At 69.0% G+C, this 18,141-nt stretch carries 15 protein-coding genes and 3 tRNA genes; 7 read left to right on the top strand and 11 right to left on the bottom strand.

The annotated features are described in order from the left end of the window. Nucleotides 1-25 precede the first annotated feature (25 nt). Nucleotides 26-304 carry a XapX domain-containing protein gene (locus VSR71_RS06385; RefSeq protein WP_342913065.1) on the top strand — a complete coding sequence of 93 codons (279 nt, stop codon included), beginning with the start codon at nt 26-28 and terminating at the stop codon, nt 302-304. A gap of 37 nt (nt 305-341) precedes the next feature. Then, the gene (locus VSR71_RS06380) at nt 342-755 is read left to right on the top strand and encodes a response regulator transcription factor (RefSeq protein WP_342913064.1); all 414 of its coding nucleotides are present in this window, start codon (nt 342-344) and stop codon (nt 753-755) included. Here the strand turns inward: VSR71_RS06380 and VSR71_RS06375 are convergent. Continuing rightward, nucleotides 737-1,846 carry an alkene reductase gene (locus tag VSR71_RS06375; RefSeq protein WP_342913063.1) on the bottom strand — a complete coding sequence of 370 codons (1,110 nt, stop codon included), beginning with the start codon at nt 1,844-1,846 and terminating at the stop codon, nt 737-739. The genes VSR71_RS06380 and VSR71_RS06375 overlap by 19 nt on opposite strands. A 7-nt stretch (nt 1,847-1,853) precedes the next feature. Beyond that, on the bottom strand, nt 1,854-2,492 hold the full coding sequence (locus VSR71_RS06370) for a TetR/AcrR family transcriptional regulator (protein ID WP_342913062.1): 639 nt from the start codon (nt 2,490-2,492) through the stop codon (nt 1,854-1,856). Between the two features lie 180 nt (nt 2,493-2,672). On the opposite strand from VSR71_RS06370, the gene tolA reads away from it, so the two are divergent. Next, nucleotides 2,673-3,425 (top strand): cell envelope integrity protein TolA, encoded by a 753-nt coding sequence (gene tolA, locus VSR71_RS06365; protein WP_342913061.1) that lies wholly within the window; start codon nt 2,673-2,675, stop codon nt 3,423-3,425. A gap of 52 nt (nt 3,426-3,477) precedes the next feature. Here the strand turns inward: tolA and VSR71_RS06360 are convergent. From VSR71_RS06360 to VSR71_RS06350, 3 genes are all read right to left on the bottom strand, one after another. Beyond that, nucleotides 3,478-3,552, bottom strand: a tRNA-Thr gene (locus tag VSR71_RS06360). Nucleotides 3,553-3,580: 28 nt separating this feature from the next. Continuing rightward, nucleotides 3,581-3,656: transfer RNA gene (locus VSR71_RS06355), tRNA-Gly, on the bottom strand. 6 nt (nt 3,657-3,662) lie between these two features. After that, nucleotides 3,663-3,738: transfer RNA gene (locus tag VSR71_RS06350), tRNA-Asn, on the bottom strand. A gap of 284 nt (nt 3,739-4,022) precedes the next feature. Between VSR71_RS06350 and VSR71_RS06345 the strand changes: the two genes are divergently transcribed. Genes VSR71_RS06345 through VSR71_RS06330 form a run of 4 tightly spaced genes read left to right on the top strand, consistent with a single transcriptional unit; the run spans nt 4,023 to nt 9,247 of the window. Beyond that, nucleotides 4,023-6,185, top strand: coding sequence for an acetate--CoA ligase family protein (locus VSR71_RS06345; RefSeq protein WP_342913060.1), 2,163 nt, complete (start codon nt 4,023-4,025; stop codon nt 6,183-6,185). After that, a complete protein-coding gene (locus VSR71_RS06340; RefSeq protein WP_342913059.1) occupies nt 6,182-7,180 on the top strand; it encodes a tripartite tricarboxylate transporter substrate binding protein in 999 nt (332 codons plus the stop codon). Before VSR71_RS06345 ends, VSR71_RS06340 begins: the two co-directional genes overlap by 4 nt. Before the next feature lie 21 nt (nt 7,181-7,201). After that, the gene (locus tag VSR71_RS06335) at nt 7,202-8,086 is read left to right on the top strand and encodes an SDR family oxidoreductase (protein WP_342913058.1); all 885 of its coding nucleotides are present in this window, start codon (nt 7,202-7,204) and stop codon (nt 8,084-8,086) included. 9 nt (nt 8,087-8,095) lie between these two features. Next, a complete protein-coding gene (locus tag VSR71_RS06330; RefSeq protein WP_342913057.1) occupies nt 8,096-9,247 on the top strand; it encodes an acyl-CoA dehydrogenase family protein in 1,152 nt (383 codons plus the stop codon). Between the two features lie 185 nt (nt 9,248-9,432). Here VSR71_RS06330 and VSR71_RS06325 read toward each other — a convergent pair whose 3' ends face one another. From VSR71_RS06325 to VSR71_RS06300, 6 genes are read right to left on the bottom strand one after another with little or no spacing between them, the layout of a single operon-like run. After that, nucleotides 9,433-10,431: a tripartite tricarboxylate transporter substrate binding protein gene (locus VSR71_RS06325; RefSeq protein ID WP_342913056.1), complete on the bottom strand. Its 999-nt coding sequence runs from the start codon at nt 10,429-10,431 to the stop codon at nt 9,433-9,435. Between the two features lie 30 nt (nt 10,432-10,461). Further along, complete coding sequence (locus VSR71_RS06320; protein WP_342913055.1) at nt 10,462-12,279, bottom strand: acyclic terpene utilization AtuA family protein; 1,818 nt, start codon at nt 12,277-12,279, stop codon at nt 10,462-10,464. Beyond that, entirely contained in the window at nt 12,276-14,279 is a 2,004-nt protein-coding gene (locus tag VSR71_RS06315; protein ID WP_342913054.1) for an acetyl-CoA carboxylase biotin carboxylase subunit, read from the bottom strand. Before VSR71_RS06315 ends, VSR71_RS06320 begins: the two co-directional genes overlap by 4 nt. Nucleotides 14,280-14,322: 43 nt before the next feature. Further along, nucleotides 14,323-15,168, bottom strand: a complete 846-nt coding sequence (locus tag VSR71_RS06310) for an enoyl-CoA hydratase/isomerase family protein (protein WP_342913053.1) — start codon at nt 15,166-15,168, stop codon at nt 14,323-14,325. 15 nt (nt 15,169-15,183) lie between these two features. Then, entirely contained in the window at nt 15,184-16,344 is a 1,161-nt protein-coding gene (locus VSR71_RS06305) for an acyl-CoA dehydrogenase family protein (protein WP_342913052.1), read from the bottom strand. A 50-nt stretch (nt 16,345-16,394) separates the two neighbouring features. Further along, nucleotides 16,395-18,014 (bottom strand): acyl-CoA carboxylase subunit beta, encoded by a 1,620-nt coding sequence (locus tag VSR71_RS06300; protein WP_342913051.1) that lies wholly within the window; start codon nt 18,012-18,014, stop codon nt 16,395-16,397. Nucleotides 18,015-18,141: the final 127 nt, after the last annotated feature.

Below are 18,141 nucleotides of genomic sequence, written 5' to 3'. Positions count from 1 at the left end.
TGGCTTTCTTATTGGAGGCTTTGCCATGAAGCTCTACCTCGTCTCACTCGGCGCCGGCATCCTCGTCGGCATCATCTACGCGCTGATCCAGGTACGTTCGCCGGCGCCGCCCGTGGTGGCGCTGGTCGGCCTGCTCGGCATGCTGATCGGCGAACAGGTGGTGCCGCCGGTCAAGCGCCTGCTCGCCGGCGAGCCAGTCACCATTGCATGGTTCCATTCGGAATGCGTGCCCAAGATCACCGGCGCCCCGGGTCCGACGCTGAACGCGGCCAGCAAGGCGCCCGCGGACGACGCGACGCACTGAGCGGCGCCGGTGGCGCGCCCGGCCCAGGGAACCAGCGGTGGATGCCACGCCGGTCATTGCCATCGTCGACGACGACGCTGCCGTGCGGCATGCCACCGGCGGGCTGGTGCGCACCTTCGGCATGGCGGTGGAGTTGTACGCGGATGCGCAGGCACTGCTGCGGTCGTCGTCGATCGACGGCATCGACTGCGTGATTTCGGATGTGCAGATGCCCGGCATGGACGGCTTCGCGCTGTGTGACGCGCTGCGTGCGCGCGGCTTGCGCATGCCGGTTATTTTCATGACGGCGTTCGACCTGCGGGATTTTGCGCAGCGCGCGCGCGCCGCGGGTGCGGCCTGCTTCCTCAGCAAGCCGTTTGACGATACCGAGGTGCTCCGGTGCATCGAGCGAGCGCTGGCGACGCACCGGAGATCTTCACGCGCGGGGCCTGGTCAGGCCAGCGCGGGATAGTCGACGTAGCCGTGCGGGCCGCTGCCGCCATAGAGCGACGCGTCCTCGAACGGCTTGTTCAGCGGCTGGTTCTCGCGGAAGCGGCGCGGCAGGTCCGGGTTGGTGATCATCTTGCGGCCGAACGACACCATGTCGGCGCGGCCGCTGCGGATGGCTTCCTCGGCCATCTCCTTCGAGTAGCCGTTGTTGACCATCCAGACGCCGCTGTACAGGCGGTGCAGCGCTTCGTAGTCGAACGGCACGTTGTCGCGCGGGCCGCCGGTGTGGCCCTCCACGACATGGATATACACCGGCTGCAGCTTTTCCAGTTCGCGCACGACATGCTCGAACAGCGGCTTCGGGTTGCTTTCCAGCGCGTCGTTGACCGGCGACACCGGCGCCAGGCGCACGCCGACACGGTCGGCGCCAATCTCCGCGATCACCGCGGCCATGACTTCGAGCAGGAAGCGCGCGCGGTTTTCGACGCTGCCGCCGTAGGCGTCGGTGCGCTTGTTGGTGCCGTCGCGCAGGAAGGCATCGAGCAGGTAGCCGTGGGCACCATGCACTTCGACACCGTCGAAGCCGGCGCGGATGGCGTTCGCGGCGGCGGTGCGGAAGTCATCGACAATGCCCGCAATCTCGTCCAGCTCCAGCGCACGCGGCAGCGAGCATTCGACGTAGCCCTGGCCGTTGATATAGGTCTTGGAGTTGGCCGCGATGGCCGACGGCGCCACCGGCGCCTGGTTGTCCGGCTGGAAATGCGTGTGCGACATGCGCCCGGTGTGCCAGATCTGCAGGAAGATCCTGCCGCCCTTCGCGTGCACCGCGTCGGTCACCTGCTTCCACGCAGCGATCTGCGCGGGCGTGTAGATGCCCGGCGTATTGGTGTAGCCCTGGGCCGTGGTCGAGACCTGCGTGGCCTCGGCGATGATCAGGCCCACGCCGGCGCGCTGGCTGTAGTACTCGACTACCATGTCGGTCGGCACCAGGTCGTCGTCGGCGCGGCTGCGCGTGAGCGGCGCCATGGCCATGCGGTTGGCGAGTTCAAGCTTGCCCAGCCTGACCGGCTGGAACAGCGCATCGGCGAGAAAGGCTTCGTTCTGTGCACCCATGAATGGCTTACTCCGAGGTTGGTGATTGGCCGGCAGCAGCAGCAGCAGCAGCCGGCTGGAACAGGTGGTTGAACATCAGGTCGACGCTGCGGCGCAGCGGCTCGACCGAGCGTTCGAGCTTCATGCGCAGCAAGGCGCCTTCCCAGGTATCCCAGGCCAGGCCGGACAGTTCTTCGGCCGCGATATCGGTGCGGATGGCGCGGTCCGCCTGGGCTTCGGCGATCATCCCGGCCAGGCGCTCGCGCCAGGCCAGTTGCGCAGCCTGCAGCGCCGCGCGGCAGGTTTCGCTGGACGAGGCGATTTCCGCGGCGAAATTGCCGACCAGGCAGCCGGCCCGCTCCGTCCTGGCTTCGTGGTGGGCAATCATCTGGTCAAAGACGTAGCGGATTGCCGCCATCGGCCGCGGCGGCGCCGCTTCCATCATCGCTTCCCACGACCGCTGCAGGTACGCCGCGTACTGCGCGATGATCGCCGCGGCGAACGCTTCCTTGCTGTCGAAATGGTTGTAGAACGACCCCTTCGGCACGCCGGCATGGTCGGTGATCTGCTGGATGCCGGTGGCGTTGTAGCCATGGCGCGAAAAGAGTTCGCGCCCTGCCTTGGTCAGGCGGTTCGGGATGTCGGTCTTGTCTGCGGTGCGGGCCATGGCTTGAATAATATGACCAGTCGTCTTGAAAAGTCAAATGGGTCAGAAGCGGCGATTTCGCCACTGGAAAGCTGCTTTGACTGGTGAAGATGCCGTTCCCTCTACCTTGGTTCGGCACGCCGCACTTCATAGAATGAAGTTGCCTTCTGGACAAGCGGCCCGGCCGCCGCAGCCACCGCCATGCAAGCCGTCGCCTATCCCTACCAGCCGGTGCCGGAACGGGGCACCGTGCGCTGCTTCGTGCTGGCCCTGCTGATGCACCTGTTGCTGGGCGCCCTGCTCTATTACGGCGTGCGCTGGCGCAACGCGGTGCCGGAAGGCGTGACCGCCGAATTGTGGGAGTCCATACCTGAAGTGGTCACGCCTCCACCCGCAGTCACGCCGACGCCGACGCCAAAGCCGGTCGAGGAGGAGGACGCGGATATCTCCCTGCAGGAAAAGCAGCGCAAGGCCGAACGTGCCGCCCGCGACGAAGCGCAGCAGGCCCGGCAGCGTGAAAACGTCCGCGCCGACGCGGCCCGCAAGGAAGCGCAACGCAAGGCGCAGGAAGAACTGCGCCAGGCTGACAACACGCGGCGCCAGGGCGAACTGGCGCGCCTGCAGTCGCAGGCGGGCGGTGCCAGCGTGGGGACCGGTTCCGGCACCTCCGGGCGGCCTTCGTCGGGCTATGCCGAACGGGTCCGGCAGCGGGTCAAGCCGAACATCATCTTCAACGAAGACGTCGCCGGCAATCCGGCAGCGGTGGTCGCGGTACACATGGCGCCGGACGGCTCGGTGCTGTCGACGCGGCTGGCCAAGTCAAGCGGCAACGCCGGGTGGGACAACGCCGTGCTGCGTGCGGTCGCGCGCTCGGACCCGCTGCCGCGCGACGAGAACGGTGTCGCGCCATCGAACATCAACATCACGTTCTGGCCGAAGGACCAGGGCGGCTAGCCGCGGCACCGCGCCAGGCGAAACGGAAAACAGAAGGGGAAAACAAGAGGGGTGGTGCCCATGGGCAGGATCGAACTGCCGACCTCTCCCTTACCAAGGGAGTGCTCTACCACTGAGCCACATGGGCGCACGCTCCGGCCGAAGACCGGAAGATATGGAGCGGGAGACGAGTCTCGAACTCGCGACCTCAACCTTGGCAAGGTTGCGCTCTACCAACTGAGCTACTCCCGCGTACTTTGGCTCCCCGACCTGGGCTCGAACCAGGGACCTGCGGATTAACAGTCCGTCGCTCTACCGACTGAGCTATCGGGGAATTCATCGCGTTTTCAGCGAAGCGCGGATTCTACAACAACGTTGGCGCCTTTTGAAAGGGGGCAACGACAAAAATCCGCAAAACGCTGTGTGCCCGGTGGGCCTGGTGGCGGTGCCGCGCTCGGGGCAAATGACATCTGGCAGCAGGCCGTTGCCGTATCACCGCTGCCGGCCGATCCGGATTCTGTGCACATTGTGCACACCGAGCGCCCGTTCGCTTGTCCCCATCCACCCGATACGCTTGAATCGGGTCACCCTTCCGGCAGAGGAAGGATGGAGACAATGATGCCTATTTCCAACACGGCGCGACCACCGGTACGCGCTGGCCGCGCCGCACTGGCGCAGCTGCTTGAGCCCGCCTCGATTGCCATCATCGGCGCCTCGCGCGATACCAGCCGCATCGGCGGCGTGGCGCTGGACCACCTGCAGCGCCTCGGCTACCAGGGGCAGGTTTTCCCGGTCAATCCGCGTTATGCGGAGATCGCCGGGCTGGCCTGCTATCCCGATGTGGAATCCCTGCCGGCGGTGCCGGACGTGGCGGTGCTGGCGCTCGGCGCCGACGAAGTGCTGCCGCAGCTGCAGCGCTGCCATGCCCGCGGCATCCGGGCCGCCATCCTCTATGCGTCGGGCTTTGCCGAGGCAGGCGCAGCCGGCGTCGCGCGCCAGGCCGCGCTGGCCGCCTTCGCCCGCGAAAGCGGCATGGCCATCGCGGGCCCCAACTGCATGGGACTGGCCAACCTGACCACGCGCGCCATCACCGCCTTTGCCACCACCTTCCGCGCCTACCCGCCGCAGGACGGCCCCGGCGCCGTCAGCCTGCTGACGCAGAGCGGCAATGTCTGCGCCATCGTCTATGCCACCGGCAGGCAGATGGCCGTGGGCTTCCACCAGTTCATCAATACCGGCAACGAAGCCTGCCTGGACTACGCCGACTACCTCGGCTACCTGGCCGACGATACCCAGACGGGCGCCGTGGTCGGATACGTCGAAGGCCTGCGCAATGGTCCGCGCTTTATCGACGCCGCGGCGCGGCTGCGCGCGGCGGGCAAGCCGCTGATCGTGCTGAAGGCCGGCGAAAGCGAGGCCGGTTCGGCCGCGACCCAGTCGCACACCGCCGTGCTGGCTGGCAACCAGGCCATCTACCGCGCCGCATTCGCCCAGGTCGGCGCGATGCAGGCCAGCGACCCGACCCACCTGACCGACCTGGCCTACCTGTCGGGCTTCCGCCAGCGCAGCGCGGGCCGCCGCGTGGTGGTGGCATCGGTGTCGGGCGCAATGGGCGCCCTCTCCGCCGACCTGCTCGGCGCCGCCGGCCTGGACGTGCCGTGCCTGCCCGAGCCGGTGCAGCAGCGCCTGCAGGCCGCCGTGCCGGAGATCGGCTCGGTGGCGAACCCGGTCGACCTGACCGGCCAGCTGTTCAACCGCAGCGGCCTTGCATATGCGGTGCTCGACCACCTCGCGGTGGTTGATGGCATAGACGTGATCTTCCTCTACGCCACCGCCTACCTGCTCGACCGCGTGGCGGACGAACTGATCGACGTGGCGGGCAAGACCGGCCGGCTGATCGTCGTCGCGACCACCGGCGAGCCAGCCAGCCGCGCGCGGCTGGCGGCGGCGGGCGTGGCGCTGTTCCCGGACGTGGCGCGCGCGGCCAGGGCATTGGGCACCTATGTGGGCTGGCTGGGCACGCAGGCCCGGACCGCGCATTGGATGGGGCTGCGCGCACTTGCCTCCGATCATCCGCGGGACGAAGCACTGCCCGCTGCCGCGCTGGACGAGTACCAGGCCAAGCACTGGCTCGCCGGTTTCGGGGTGCCGATCGGCGTGGAAGCCGTCGCGGCCACTCCCGCCGATGCCGCACGCGCCGCCGCGAACCTCGGCTTCCCGGTGGCGGTCAAGGTGCTCAGTCCCGACATCGCCCACAAGACCGAGGTCGGCGGCGTGCGGCTGGGACTGCGCGATGCACAGCAGGTGCACGACGCCGCCGCGGAAGTGGTTGCCGCCGCAACGCGCGCCAGGCCGGACGCACGCCAGCGCGGCGTGCTGGTGCAGCAGATGGCCAGCGGCGTCTGCGAGCTGATCGTCGGCGTGACGCGCGACCCGGTGTTCGGCCCGGCCATGACGGTCGGCCTGGGCGGGATCTTCACCGAGGTCTTCCACGACGTGGCGCACTGCTTGCTGCCGGTGGACCGCTCCATGGCCCGCGAGATGCTCGCCAGCCTGCGCGGCTACCGGCTGATGACCGGCTTCCGCGGCAAGCCCGCCGCCGATATCGACGCGGCCGCGGACGCAATTGCCGCGCTGTCCGACGCCGCAATGGCCCTCGGCGACGCGCTCGTTGAAATGGAAGTGAATCCCCTGCTGGTGCGCGAAGCGGGCCGCGGTGCGGTCGCGCTTGACGCGCTGGTGCTGACGCAGCAGCCGAACCACGACGGAGGCCGGCAATGAGAGACAACAGCATCGACATCCGCCGGCGCGACACGCTGGCGCTGCTGGGCCTGGGCGCGCTGGCGCCGCTGGGTACGCTGGCCTCGGGCGCGGCGCGCGCAGCCGATTTCCCCGCGCGGCCGGTCACGCTGATCGTGCCGTTCGCGGCCGGCGGCGCCACCGATACGCTGGTGCGCACGCTGGCCGACAGCGCCGGCAAGACGCTGGGCCAGCCCGTCGTTGTCGAGAACAAACCCGGCGCCGCCGGTGTGTTGGGCGCCAACGTGGTCGCGCGCGCCAGACCCGACGGCTACACGCTGACGATCATTCCGGAACCGGTGTTCCGGCTGCCCCACCTGCAAAAGACGCAATACGACCCGCTGCGCGACTTCACCTACGTGATCCACCTGACCGGCTACACGCTGGGCGTGGCGACGCGCGCCGACGCGCCGTGGAAGTCGTGGCAGGAGATGGTGGAAGATGCGCGGCGCCGTCCGGGCAAGATCAGCTACGGCAGCACCGGCACCAACGGCACCATGCACGTGACCATGGAAGAGATCGGGCAGAAGCTCGGCGTCCAGTTCAACCATGTTCCCTACAAGGGCGAGTCCGAGATCATCGCCGCGCTGATGGGCGGGCATATCGACCTGGGTGTCACGGCCGGCGGCATCGGCCCGTATGTCGACAGCGCCAGGGCACGCTGGCTGGTGCTCTGGACCGCCGAGCATTCGCGCCGCTGGCCGCGCGTGCCGACGCTGCGCGATGCCGGCGTCGATATCGTGTCCACGTCGCCGTTCGGCATCGCCGGCCCGCGCGACATGGACACGCAGGCCGTGCAGGTGTTGCACGACGCCTTCCGCAAGGCGCTCAACGAGCCGGCGATGCAGAAGCTGCTGGAGCGGCTCGACCAGGAGAACGCCTACCTGAACAGCGCCGACTACGCCGCCTTCGCGCGCCAGCGCTATGAAAGCCAGGGCAAGCTGGTCAAGCGCCTGGGCCTGACTGCCAACCCCTGATGCCCTGATCCCGGAGACCGCATGCAATATCGATCCGTCTTCCACGCCGGCCTGTTCGCCGGCCGTACCGTGCTGGTTACCGGCGCCGGCAGCGGCATCGGCCGATGCACAGCGCATGAGCTGGCCAGCCTGGGCGCGCGCGTGGCGCTCGCCGGGCGCAAGCTGGAAAAGCTGGAACAGGTCCGCGACGAAATCAACGACGCCGCGCCAGACGCCGCGGACCGGCTGACGCTGCACAGCTGCGATATCCGCGACGAGGCGCAGGTGCGCGAAACCGTGGCTGCCGTGCTGGCGGCGCACGGCAGCATCGACGGCCTCTTCAACAATGCCGGCGGGCAGTTTCCGTCGCCGCTGCGCGATATCAGCCTGAAGGGTTGGGAAGCCGTGGTGCGCAACAACCTGACCGGCGGCTTCCTGGTAGCGCGCGAATGCTTTACGCAATGGATGGAAGCCAACGGCGGCGCCATCGTCAACATCATTGCCGACATGTGGAACGGCATGCCGGGCATGGGCCATTCCGGCGCGGCGCGCGCGGGCATGCTGTCATTTACCGAGACCGCGGCGTGCGAATGGGCCGCCGCCGGTGTGCGTGTCAACGCCGTGGCGCCGGGATGGATCGCGTCGAGCGGCTTTGACACCTACCCCCCCGAATTCCAGGCCAAGATCCGCCAGCTGGCGCGCAAGGTGCCGCTGCAGCGGCTGGGCACCGAGGCCGAGGTCTCCGCCGCGGTGGTGTTCCTGCTGTCGCCGGCGGCGGCCTTTATCACCGGCTCGACCCTGCGCGTCGACGGCGGCGTTCCCAACGCCAAGCACACCTGGCCCCAGCCCCAGCACCAGCGCTCGCAGCCGTTCAACGGCTTCCCGCTCTACACGCTGCCGCAATGCCTGACGCCGTCCAACGAGTAAGCGAACACCATGACCCTGCAACCGCCCAATCCGCGCTACTACAGCGCGGACCATGAAGCGTTCCGCGCCAGCGTGCGGCGTTTCTTTGAAAAGGAAGTCGCGCCCAATGCCGAGGCCTGGGACGAAGCCGGCAGCTTCCCGCGCGAGCTGTACCGCAAGGCGGCGGAAGCCGGCCTGCTGGCGCCCGGCTTCCCCGAGGAGTACGGCGGCGCGCCGTGCGACGCCTTCTACCGCATGATCCTGTTCGAGGAGCGCGCCTGGGGAGGGTCGGGCGGAATCGCCTCGGGGCTGTTCTCGCACACCATCGGCGCGCCGCCGATCGCCGCGGTGGGCAGCGAAGCGCTGAAGGCACGCGTGCTGCCGCGGATCCTGTCGGGCGAGAAGATCTCCGCACTCGCGATCACCGAGCCCGACGCCGGCTCCGACGTGGCCCGGCTGTCGACCAGCGCGCGCCGCGAAGGCGACCACTACCTCGTCAACGGCACCAAGCTCTATATCACCTCCGGCATGCGCGCCGACTACTTCACCGTGGCCGTGCGTACCGGCGGCCCGGGTGCGGGCGGCGTCTCGCTGCTGCTGATCGAAGGCGATACGCCGGGGCTGAGCCGCACGCCGCTGAAGAAAATGGGCTGGTGGGCGTCCGACACCGCGCAGCTGTTCTTCGAGGACTGCCGCGTGCCGGTGGAAAACCTGGTCGGCGAGGAAGGCAAGGGCTTTGCCGCCATCACCCGCAACTTCAACCACGAGCGCCTGGCGCTGGCGGCGGCGGCTTGCGGCTATGCGCAGGTCTGCTTCCACGACGCGCTGGCGTGGGCGCGCGACCGCCAAACCTTCGGCAAGCGGCTGGCAGACCACCAGGTGGTGCGCCACCAGCTGGTCGACATGGCCACGCGCATCGAATCCACGCGCGCGCTGCTCGATGACCTGGCCGCGCGGCTGGACGATGGCGCCGCGCCGGTGGCACAGATCGCGATGGCGAAGAACATGGCCACGCGGACCTTCCAGTTCTGCGCAGACCGCGCGGTGCAGTTGCTCGGGGGGATGGGCTATATGCGCGGCAGCCGCGTTGAGCGGCTGTATCGCGAGGTCAAGGTGATGATGATCGGCGGCGGCGCCGAGGAAATCATGAAGGACCTGGCGGCAAAGCAGCTTGGGATCTGAGCGCCGAGTGACCGCTGACAACGTCAAAGGCTGCCAAATGTTGTCTCCCCTCTCCCATTTATGGGAGAGGGGCGGGGGAGAGGGCGGGAGTTGCCACGAAGTGAGGCGCCACGGTGCTTGCCATGCGCCTGCCCTCTCCCCCAGCCCCTCTCCCGCAAGCGGGAGAGGGGAGCAAACAACCCTGCTTATTCCAGCTTCACCCCGCTCCTCTTCACCACCTCGCCCCAGCGCACCGCTTCCGTCCTGATAAAGGCCTGGAACTGCTCGGGCTTGCCGCCGACCGGATCGATGCCGTAGTCGATCAGCCGCGCACGCACGTCCGGCTGGTGCAGCACCGCATCCATGTCGGCCGACAGCTTCGCCAGCACTGCCGGCGGTGTCTTTGCCGGTGCCAGCAGCCCGATCCAGCTGCCCGCCGTCACCGCCGGGAAGCCGGCCTCGGCCATGGTTGGCACGTCCGGCGCGGCGGGCCAGCGCGTCGGGCTGGTAATCGCCAGCGCGCGTACCTTGCCCGCCTTCACCTGCGGCATCATGGTCTGCACCGAATCGAAGATCACCGCGACCTGCCCCGAGAACAAGTCGGGCAATGCCGGCGAGATGCCCTTGTACGGCACGTGCGTCATCTTCATGCCGACTGCCTGCGCAAACAGTTCTCCCGCCAGGTGCGCACCGGAGCCGGCGCCGCTCGACGCAAAGGTCATCTTGTCCGGGTTGGCCTTGCCCCAGCCGACCAGTTCCTTGACGCTGGTCGGCGGCAACTGCGCGCTGCTGACCAGCAGCAGCGGGATCCGGCCGATCATGCTGACGCCGGTCAGGTCCTTGACCGGGTCATAGCTCATCTTGCCGTACAGGCTCGGGTTGATCGCGTGGGCTGCGACCACGACCAGCAGCGAATAGCCATCCGGCGCCGATCTGGCGACGTTTTCCGAGCCGATCATGCCGTTGGCGCCGGCACGGTTTTCCACCACCACCGGCTGGCCGATGCGCTCGGACAGCTTCTGCATGACCAGCCGCGTCACCGCGTCGGATACGCCGCCGGGCGTATACGGCACCACCACGCGGACCGGCCGGTTCGGATAGGCGTCACCTTGCGCCATGGCCGGGATGGCAACGGCAAGGCTGCCGCCGAGCAGGCCCAGCGTCAGCAGGCCGCGGACGCGCGCATTGCGCTTGAGTCGGGTCATGTGTCTCCTCCTTGTCAGGGTTGACCGGGTCTATGCCCAGCTGTGCGGTACGGAAAGCGGGAAATCGAGCAGCATCTGCGCATAGCTCTTGCCCAGCGGGTCGGAGCGCAGGCTGGCCACGCCGCCGCCGCCCAGCGCGCCATGCATCAGGAAGTTCAGCGCGTGCAGGCCAGGCACCTCGAAGCGCTCGACCTCGCCCTCGACCAGGTGGGCGAAGTACGCGCGCACGGCCTGCGCTGTCAGTTGCTCGCGCAGCAGTGCCAGGTATTCCGGCTTGCGGGCGATCACGCCGATGTTCTCGTCATCGCCCTTGTCGCCGCTGCGCGCGCAGGCCAGCGCGACCAGCGGCCGTTGCACGCGCGGTTCGTCGGGGATCGGGGGCAGTGCCGGAGCGTCGACAACTGCGGGCGCCTCCGGCGTGGCGCTGGTTGCGGCGTTTGGCAGCGTAATCACGCCGCCCTCGAATTCCACCCGCATCGGCACGTCGGCCTTGGGCACCAGGAACGAAAACACCTTCACCACCGGCTGGATATCGACACGCCCGGCAAAGGAAGATCGCGTCCCGGCAGCCATCGAGGTCCCCGCCGACGAGCATTCGCGCTGCAGGAAACTCAGGCCCCGCGCCAGCGGATGGCGCGCGCCGATGCGCAGCACTACCTCGCGCGTTGGCAACGGCCGCGCATGGGGGCCGTATTGCGATTCGCAGCCCAGCAGCTCGACCACGGTCTCGGTGTAGTCGGGCATGCCGCGTTCCGCCAGCATGGCGCGGGTGCGCGCCAGCAGCGCGTCGGCGGTGCGGCGCGCCTTGGCCGGGGCGTCGATGCCGCGGATCGCCATCATCAGGCTGATCTGGAAGCCGTCCTGCCAGGTGGCGTTGCCCTTGTAGTGGGTGCCGGGCGCCCTGCCGCGCGCGCCATCCACGCGCACGCGGCCCGGTGCGGCCTGCTCGGTGCGGACCATGCGGAAATCGCAGGTCACGTCAGGCATCAGGTAGCTGGCGGGGTCGCCCACCTCGTATAGCACCTGCTCGGCGACCGCGGCCGGGTCGACCAGCCCGCCGGTGCCGTCGGGCTTGCTCAGCACGAAGCTGCCGTCGTGCGCGCAGTCGATGACCGGGTAGCCCATCCGGTCCCAGCCGGGCACGCGCTCCCAGTCGGTAAACAACCCGCCGGTGGCCTGCGCGCCGCACTCGATGACATGGCCGGCCAGCGTGCCGGCGGCGAGGCGGTCCCAGTCGGTCCAGTCCCAGCCGAACTCATGCGCCAATACCCCGACCACCACGGCGCTGTCGACGCAGCGTCCGGCGATGACGATATCGGCGCCCAGCGCCAGCGCGCGTGCAATGCACTGCGCGCCGGTGTAGGCGTTGGCCGACCACGGCTCGGTCGTTGGCACGGGCCCGCCGGCCAGGTCGGTCAGCCCGTCGGCGCACCATTGCGCGAAACTGGGCTGCACGTCGTCGCCGGTGACCACGGCGATGCGCGGCTTCAGGCCTTGCTGCGCGGCGACCTTGAGCAGTGCGTCCCGGCAGGCTTCCGGATTGAGGCCGCCGGCGTTGGCGACCACGCGCACGCCACGCCGCAGGATCTCGGCAAGGTTAGGCCCCATCGCCGCCTGCACGAAATCGGTGGCGTAGCCCAGCGCGGGGTCCCTGGCGCGGGCGCGCGCCAGGATCGACATGGTGGTCTCGGCCAGGTAGTCGTAGACCAGGTACTGCAGGCCGGGAACCGCCAGCAGTTGCGGCGTGGCGATCGCGGAATCGCCCCAGAAGCCGGAGGCGCCGCCGATACGCACGGTCTTGCCGGTATGTGGCGCGGTATGTGCCTCAGTATTTGCCAGTTCGTTCATGCCGGCTCCTTCGCCATGACATCGGCTTCGACGCGCGCCAGCAGCGAACCGGCGCTGGCCTGTCCGCCGGCGCGCGCGGGCAGTTCAGCGACCACGCCGGCAAACGGCGCGGCAATGGTGTGCTCCATCTTCATTGCCTCCAGCACCACCAGCGGCTGGCCGGCTTCCACGCGCTCGCCCTCGGCCACGTGGACCGCGACGATGCGTGCCGTCAGCGGTGCCTGCAGGACCCCGTCGGCTTCACCGGCATCGCGGCGGCGACGCGGGTCGTGCAGCGGGAACTGCCAGGCGCGGCCGCACTGAAACAGATGCAGCACCTGCTTGTCGGCGGCGAATACCAGCGGATAGGCCACGCCATCGCATTCGACCAGGGCGGTGCCGCTGTCGCCGTCGGCGCGCAGCACGCGCAGCGCGCAGGTGACTGGCTGCTGGCCGTCCTCGCGTTGCCGCAGCGTCACGCGCCAACCTTGGTCGCCGACGCGCAAGGTCGCTTCCCACGCCGTGCCGGCCGCGTACAGCACCACGCTGGCGGCGGCCCGCGCGAGCGTCGCCGGCTTGCCGTTGTCGCCGAGCAGCCCGGACGCGGCCAGCGCGGCGCTGGCCATCACCGGCAGCGGCGGCAGCGGCGCCTGCAGCGCGCCCTGCATGTGCGCATCGACAAAGCCGGTATGCACGTCATTGCCCGCGAAGGCCGGATGCGCGAGGCAGTCGGCCAGGAAACCCTGGTTGCTCGGCACGCCCAGCAGCGCGCAGTCTTCCACCGCGCGCAGCAGTTTGCGGCGCGCTTCCTCGCGGTCGGCGCCATGGGCGACCAGCTTGGCCACCATCGAGTCGTAATGCGTGGGGATGGCGCCGCCCTCTTCCAGCGCATGGTCGACGCGCACGTCGCGGCCAATGGCGGGCGGGCGCCAGCGCAGCAGCGGCCCGCCCTGCGGCAGGAATCCGGCGGGCACGTCTTCGGCGGTCAGGCGGACCTCGATGGCGTGGCCGTTGAGCTTCACCTGGTCCTGCGTCACGGGCAGCGGCTCGCCCGCCGCCACGCGCAATTGCCATTCGACCAGGTCGAAACCCGTGATGGCTTCAGTCACCGCGTGCTCGACCTGCAGGCGCGTGTTCATCTCCATGAAGTAGAAGTTGCCGTCGGCGTCGAGCAGGAACTCCATGGTGCCGGCGCCGACATAGCCGATCGACCTTGCCGCGCGGACCGCGGCCTCGCCCATGCGCGCGCGCAGCGCCGGGCCAACCGCTGGCGACGGCGCCTCTTCGATGACCTTCTGGTGGCGGCGCTGCACCGAGCAGTCGCGCTCGCCCAGATGGATGACATGGCCCTGCGTATCGGCAAAGACCTGGATCTCCACGTGGCGCGGCGCGATCACGGCGCGCTCCAGGATCAGCTCGTCGGAGCCGAACGCGGCCGCGGCCTCGGAGCGCGCGCTTGCCAGCGCCATGGGCAGCGCCGCCGCCTCGCGCACCAGCCGCATGCCGCGCCCGCCGCCGCCGGCCGCGGCCTTCACCATCAGCGGGAAGCCGATCGCGCCGGCTTCGGCCAGCAGCGTGGCGTCGTCCTGCGCCGCGCCCTGGTAGCCAGGCACGCAGGGCATGTCGGCGGCCAGCATCAGGCGCTTGGCTTCGGCCTTGTTGCCCATGGCGCGGATCGCCTCCGCAGGCGGGCCGACAAAGACCAGACCGGCCGCGGCGACGGCTTCGGCAAAGCCCGCGTTCTCGGCCAGGAAGCCGTAGCCGGGGTGGATGGCGTCGGCGCCGCTGGCTCGCGCGGCTTCGATGATGGCGGGGATGTTGAGATACGACTCGCGCGGCGCGGCGGCGCCGATACAGACGGCGCGGTCCGCGAACGATACATGCAGGCTGTGGCGGTCGGCCTCGGAGTAGACGGCCACGGTGGCCAGCCCGAGGCGGCGCGCGGTGCGCATGATGCGCACGGCGATCTCGCCACGGTTGGCGACGAGCAGCGTATGGAAGGGTCGGCTGGTTGCAGACATGGGGAATCCTGTGAATTTCCGGGAATTGGCTGGCTGGCGCTCGTCAGCTCGCCGACTGGGCAGCGCGCACGGCGTCAGCATCGAAGCGCACGGTCCAGTTCGCGTCGCGCTTTTCGCGGAAGGCCGCCACGCCCTCCGCGCCCTCGCTGCGCATGCACTCAGCGAACAGCCGCGAGGCTTCGTCCAGCAGCGGACCCGCCGGCTCCTGCCCGCAGCGTCCTACCAGCGTCTTAAACACGCGATTGGCATGGGGTCCGCAGCGGCCGATGCGCGTCAGCCATTCGGCGACCAGCGCGTCCAGCTCGGCGCCGTCGTCGGCCAGCTGGTCGATTAGCCCGATCGCCACCGCCGCCTCGCCGCTGATGCGCTCGCCGGTAAGGCCCAGGCGGCGCGTGGCGGCGGCGCCGATGCGCTGCACCACGAACGGCGCGATCTGCGCGGCGATGATGCCAAGCGTCGTTTCCGACAGCGCGAAGCGCGCGTCGCGCGTGGCCAGCACGATGTCGGCGGCGCACGCCAGGCCCATGCCGCCGCCCATCGCGACGCCCTCCACGGCGGCAATGACCGGCACCGGCAACGCGCTCAGCCGCTGCATGAAATAGCCGAACTGGCGGTTGCGCGTGGCGACCGGGTCTTCCCGGCTGGCATCGGCATCGAGCCGCGCCTGGAAGTTGCCGACATTGCCGCCGGCGCTGAACATACCGCCGGTACCGCGCAGCACCAGCGCGCGCACCTGCGCGTCGGTTTCGGCCTTTTCGACCGCTGCGGCCAGCGCGGAAACGACCTCGGGCGCCAGCGCATTGCGCGTGGCCGGGATGTTGAGAGTGGCGAACAGGACGCCGCCGGCGCGGCGTACGATCACGAGTTCGGTTTGCGTTTTCTCGGTCATGGCGCTTCCTGCCTGTCAGCCGCGCGACATCAGGCCCATCTGCTTGGCGATGACCTGCAGCATCACTTCGTCCGCGCCGCCGCCGATCGAGCCCAGGCGGAAGTCGCGGTAGGCGCGCGACGCGTGGTTGTCCCAGGTGTAGCCCATGCCACCCTGGAACTGCATGCACCAGTCGGCCACCTCGCGCGACAGGCGCCCGGCCTTGAGCTTGGCCATCGACGCCAGCTCGACCACGTCGCCGCCCGCGATATAGGTCTGCGTGGCCAGGTAGACCAGCGCGCGCAGCGCCTCCATCTCGGTCTTCAGCTCGGCCAGCTTGAACTGGATGAACTGGTTGTCCAGCAGCGGCTTGCCGAAGGCAATGCGCTGGCGCAGGTACTCCGCGGTTTCCTCGATCAGCGCGGTGCAGGCGAGCCGGCGCGCCGCGCCGTTCAGCCGCTCTTCCTGGAACTGCTTCATCTGGTAGATGAAGCCCATGCCCTCCTCGCCGATGCGGTTGCGTACCGGCACGCGCACTTCGTCAAAGAAGATCTGCGCGGTGTCCGAGCACCACATGCCGAACTTCTTGATCTTCTGCACTTCCACGCCGCGCACGCGCTTGCCGTCTTCCCTGATCGGCACCACGATCAGCGATTTGTTCTTGTGCACGGGCCCGTCGGAGGTGTTGCACAGCAGGCAGATCCAGTCCGACTGGGTGCCGTTGGTGATCCACATCTTGGAGCCGGAGATGACATAGTCGTCGCCGTCGCGCACGGCACGCGTCTTGAGCGAGGCCACGTCGGAGCCCGCACCCGCCTCGGACACGCCGATCGAGCACACCATGTCGCCGGCAATGGCGGGCGCCAGGTAGTTGCGCTTCAGTTCGTCGGAGCCGAACGCGGTCAGCGCCGGCGTGGCCATGTCGGTCTGCACGCCCACGCCCATGCCGACGCCTTGTGCGCGCGCATACCCGAGCGCCTCCGCGGCGGCAACGGCGTAGGAGAAGTCGAGCCCCATGCCGCCGTACTCCACCGGCTTGGTGATGCCGAGAAAGCCGAGGTTGCCCATCTTCTTGAACAGTTCGTGCGCCGGAAACACCTCGGCGGCTTCCCATTCGTCGACGAAGGGATCGATTTCCGCCGAAACGAAGCGGCGGATGCTGTCCATGATGTTGCGGTGGTCTTCGGTGTAAAGCATGCTGGTCTCCTGGGATTCGTTGCGTTCTGTTTGTCTGGGAGCGGCGGCGCTCAGAAGCGCCCGACGCCGAACTGGATGGCATGCGGCTGGCGCAGCGCCGCCTCGCGCGCGGTAGCCAGCACAAAGGCGAGCACGGCACGCGTATCGCGCGGATCGATCACGCCGTCGTCCAGCAGCAGTCCGCTGGTGACGAAGGCGCTCGCCTGGCGCTCGAAGTTGGCGACGATCTCGGCGGTCTGGCCGGCCAGCTGCGCCTCGTCGACCGGCTTGCCCTTGCGCGCCGCCTGCTGGCGCGCCACGATCTCCAGCGTCATGGCGGCCTGCTCGCCGCCCATCACCGCGGTGCGCGCGTTCGGCCACGAGAAGCAGAAGCGCGGCTTGAAGCCCCGCCCGCACATGCCGAAGTTGCCGGCGCCAAACGAGGCGCCACAGTACAGCGTAATCTGCGGCACCCTGGAGTTGGACAGCGCCTGGATCATCTTGGAGCCGTGCTTGATCATGCCGGCCTCTTCCGAGGCGCGCCCGACGATAAAGCCGGTGGTGTTCTGCAGGAACACGATCGGCGTGCCGGACTGGTTGCACAGCTGGATGAACTGCGCGGCCTTGGTGGCGCCGGCCGGGTCGATGGGGCCGTTGTTGGTGATGAAGCCGACCGCATTGCCTTCGATGCGGGCATGGCCGCACACCGTGCCGGGGCCGTAGTCGGGCTTGAACGGCAGCCACGCCGAATCGTCGACGATACGCGCGATCACCTCGCGCATGTCGACGGGGCGCTTCATGTCCAGCGTCATGACGCCGTCCAGTTCCGATGCGTCCAGCCGCGGGGCACGGGCCTGCTGCGCCGGCTGTGGCTCGACCCTGGGCCAGTCCAGGCTGGCAACGATGTCGCGCGCGGTGGCGATGGCGTGCTCGTCGTCTTCCGCAAGGTATTCGGCCAGGCCGGTAGCGGTGGCATGCAGGTCGGCGCCGCCCAGTTCCTCGTCGGTGGCGATTTCGCCGGTGGCGGCCTTCAGCAGCGGCGGCCCGGCCAGGAAGGCCCGGGCGCGGTTGCGCACCATCACCACGTAGTCGGACAGGCCGGGCATGTAGGCACCGCCTGCCGTGGAGGAGCCGTGCACGACCGTGATCACCGGCAGCCCGGCCGCCGACAGCCGCGCCAGGTTGTAGAAGATCGCGCCGCCGCGCACGAACTTGTCGACGCGGTACTTGCGCAGGTTGGCGCCGGCCGACTCCACCAGGTGGATGAAGGGCAGCCGGTTCTCCAGCGCGATTTCCTGGCAGCGCACCAGCTTCATGTTGCCGGCCTCGGTCATGGCGCCGGCATCGATGCCGGAATCGGTGGCAAGCACCATGCAGCGCACCCCGCACACAAAGCCGATGCCGGCCACCAGTGAACCGCCCGGCACCGAGGTCTCGGGGTCGGGATCGTCCATGCAGAAGCCCGCCAGCGTGGACAGCGGCAGGAACGGCGCGCCCGGGTCGAGCAGGCGGCCGACGCGCTCGCGCGGCAGCAGCGCGCCACGCCTTGCGAAGGCGGGCCGCGAGCGCTCGGACGCGGCCACGGCGCGCTGCTCCAGGCCGTGCAGGCGGTCGATCAGGGCCTGCATGCCGGCGCGCTGGCCGGCGAATGCTTCGGAGGACGGGTCAATGCGGGATTCGATGGGGATCATGGCGCGTGCCTGTGGTTCCGTGATGGATGGATTGCAAACCACGGCGCCCCGCGCGACAACCGCAATCGCTCAGATTGTGCATAATGTGCACAATCTGCCGAACCAGCGAGGCGCCGCCGGCGCATCC

The organism is Cupriavidus oxalaticus, assembly GCF_038900635.1.
Classification (GTDB): Bacteria; Pseudomonadota; Gammaproteobacteria; order Burkholderiales; family Burkholderiaceae; genus Cupriavidus; species Cupriavidus oxalaticus_B.
This window is presented reverse-complemented; position numbering and strand designations above follow the sequence as displayed.

Excerpts from the sequence above, each read along its gene's own strand:
- VSR71_RS06385 (WP_342913065.1), top strand. The coding sequence starts at position 26 with ATGAAGCTCTACCTCGTCTCACTCGGCGCCGGCATCCTCGTCGGCATC.
- VSR71_RS06375 (WP_342913063.1), bottom strand. The coding sequence starts at position 1,846 with ATGGGTGCACAGAACGAAGCCTTTCTCGCCGATGCGCTGTTCCAGCCG.
- VSR71_RS06370 (WP_342913062.1), bottom strand. The coding sequence starts at position 2,492 with ATGGCCCGCACCGCAGACAAGACCGACATCCCGAACCGCCTGACCAAG.
- tolA (WP_342913061.1), top strand. The coding sequence starts at position 2,673 with ATGCAAGCCGTCGCCTATCCCTACCAGCCGGTGCCGGAACGGGGCACC.
- VSR71_RS06345 (WP_342913060.1), top strand. The coding sequence starts at position 4,023 with ATGCCTATTTCCAACACGGCGCGACCACCGGTACGCGCTGGCCGCGCC.
- VSR71_RS06340 (WP_342913059.1), top strand. The coding sequence starts at position 6,182 with ATGAGAGACAACAGCATCGACATCCGCCGGCGCGACACGCTGGCGCTG.
- VSR71_RS06335 (WP_342913058.1), top strand. The coding sequence starts at position 7,202 with ATGCAATATCGATCCGTCTTCCACGCCGGCCTGTTCGCCGGCCGTACC.
- VSR71_RS06330 (WP_342913057.1), top strand. The coding sequence starts at position 8,096 with ATGACCCTGCAACCGCCCAATCCGCGCTACTACAGCGCGGACCATGAA.
- VSR71_RS06325 (WP_342913056.1), bottom strand. The coding sequence starts at position 10,431 with ATGACCCGACTCAAGCGCAATGCGCGCGTCCGCGGCCTGCTGACGCTG.
- VSR71_RS06320 (WP_342913055.1), bottom strand. The coding sequence starts at position 12,279 with ATGAACGAACTGGCAAATACTGAGGCACATACCGCGCCACATACCGGC.
- VSR71_RS06315 (WP_342913054.1), bottom strand. The coding sequence starts at position 14,279 with ATGTCTGCAACCAGCCGACCCTTCCATACGCTGCTCGTCGCCAACCGT.
- VSR71_RS06310 (WP_342913053.1), bottom strand. The coding sequence starts at position 15,168 with ATGACCGAGAAAACGCAAACCGAACTCGTGATCGTACGCCGCGCCGGC.
- VSR71_RS06305 (WP_342913052.1), bottom strand. The coding sequence starts at position 16,344 with ATGCTTTACACCGAAGACCACCGCAACATCATGGACAGCATCCGCCGC.
- VSR71_RS06300 (WP_342913051.1), bottom strand. The coding sequence starts at position 18,014 with ATGATCCCCATCGAATCCCGCATTGACCCGTCCTCCGAAGCATTCGCC.